The 1,613-nt window shown below is 70.9% G+C and carries 1 protein-coding gene and 2 pseudogenes; all 3 read left to right on the forward strand.

The window, feature by feature from the left end; all coding sequences use genetic code 11:
* A pseudogene (locus VGZ32_RS04680) lies at positions 1-223 on the forward strand (iron ABC transporter permease); the annotation flags it as partial.
* On the forward strand, positions 216-1,262 hold the full coding sequence (locus tag VGZ32_RS04685; RefSeq protein ID WP_326884562.1) for an ABC transporter ATP-binding protein: 1,047 nt from the start codon (positions 216-218) through the stop codon (positions 1,260-1,262). The pseudogene VGZ32_RS04680 and the gene VGZ32_RS04685, both read left to right, overlap by 8 nt.
* A 36-nt stretch (positions 1,263-1,298) precedes the next feature.
* Positions 1,299-1,613: pseudogene (locus tag VGZ32_RS04690) on the forward strand (hypothetical protein); the annotation flags it as partial.

Raw genomic sequence — 1,613 nt, forward strand, 5'->3', positions numbered from 1 at the left:
GCTGGCCGCCTTCGTGCTCATGTTCATCACGCTGCTCGGCGACTACGACCCGGTCGTGTTCCTGCAGAAACCGGGCACCGAGGTGCTCGGCGTGACGATGCTCCAGACCTGGCAGCGGGGCGTCGTCGGCCCGGTCGCCGCACTGGCCGTCATTCAAGTCGTCATCGTCGCCATCGTGCTCCTGCTCGGGGCCCGGGTCCTTCGGAGGCTGCGCCGTGCCTGACATCCGCGTCGACCACCTGAGCAAGTCGTTCTCCGGCACCAAGGTCCTCGACGACATCAGCTTCACCGTGAAGGACAAGGAGTTCGTCACGCTGCTGGGACCCTCCGGCTGCGGCAAGACCACGACGCTGATGTGCATCGCCGGTTTCCAGACCCCGGACCAGGGACTTATCGCCTGCGGGGACGACACGTTCGTCGACCGCGGCGCGGACCTGCCGGCCGAGCAGCGCAACCTCGGGATCGTGTTCCAGTCCTACGCGATCTGGCCGCACATGACCGTCGCGCAGAACGTGGCGTTTCCGCTGCGCGTCCGCAAGATGAGCAAGCCCGCCACCCGGGCTCGCGTCGCGGAGGTGCTGGCCCTGGTCGAGCTCGGCGCGCTGGCCGGGCGCTACCCGCACCAGCTGTCCGGTGGCCAGCAGCAGCGGGTCGCGCTGGCCCGCGCCATCGCGCCCTCCCCGGCGGTGCTGCTGCTCGACGAGCCGTTCTCCAATCTCGACGCCAAGCTGCGCGAACGAGCCCGTGACTGGCTCCAGGAGTTGCAGCACGCCCTCGGGCTGACCACGGTCTTCGTGACCCACGACCAGGACGAGGCGCTGTCGATGAGCGACCGGATCCTGGTCATGAACGGCGGGCGCCTCCTGCGCGAGGGGACGCCGGAGGAGGTCTACCGACGGCCCCGCGCGCGGTTCGTCGCCGAATTCGTCGGCCAGTGCAACTTCCTGACCGGCGCCGTCCGCGCCGGGCCGGACGGCGGTGCGGTCCTGATCACGCCGGAGTTCGGCGACGGCATTGCCGTCCAGGGGCGTCACGACGGCCCAAGCGGGACCATCGCCGTCCGGCCGGAGGACATCGAGATCAGTTCCGGGGTCGAGGGGGGAACCGAAGCCAGCGTCCTGCGTGCCTCCTATCTCGGCGACCACTACCACTACCACGTCGCGGTCGGCGCGACACAGCTGAGCGTGCACTCGCCACGCCCGCTGGCCCCGGGTCCGGTGCGGCTGCGCATCCCTCCCGGCGTCGCCACCTTCGTCGATTGAGTCCCGGACCAATCCTCCCGTCCAGAAAGGCGGCACATGCCCGACCGATCCGGCCCGCCCGACAGCGTGGGCATCCTGGTACCGACCGGCATGCTCGGCGGCGGCTTCAGCGCCGAGACCATCGCCCGCGGCATCTCCCTCGGCGCCGACGTCATCGCCGTCGACGGCGGCTCGACCGACTCCGGGCCCTACTACCTCGGCGCCGGCGTGGCCAAGACGGCCGACGACGCCGTGCGCCGCGACCTGCGCCTGCTCCTCGCGGCCGCGAGCAGCGCCCGGATACCGCTGATCGTCGGCTCCTGCGGCACCAGCGGGACGGACTCCGGCGTGAACTGGGTCGCCGGCATCGTG

Source organism: Actinocrinis sp. (assembly GCF_035938995.1).
GTDB lineage: Bacteria > Actinomycetota > Actinomycetes > Streptomycetales > Catenulisporaceae > DASZGI01.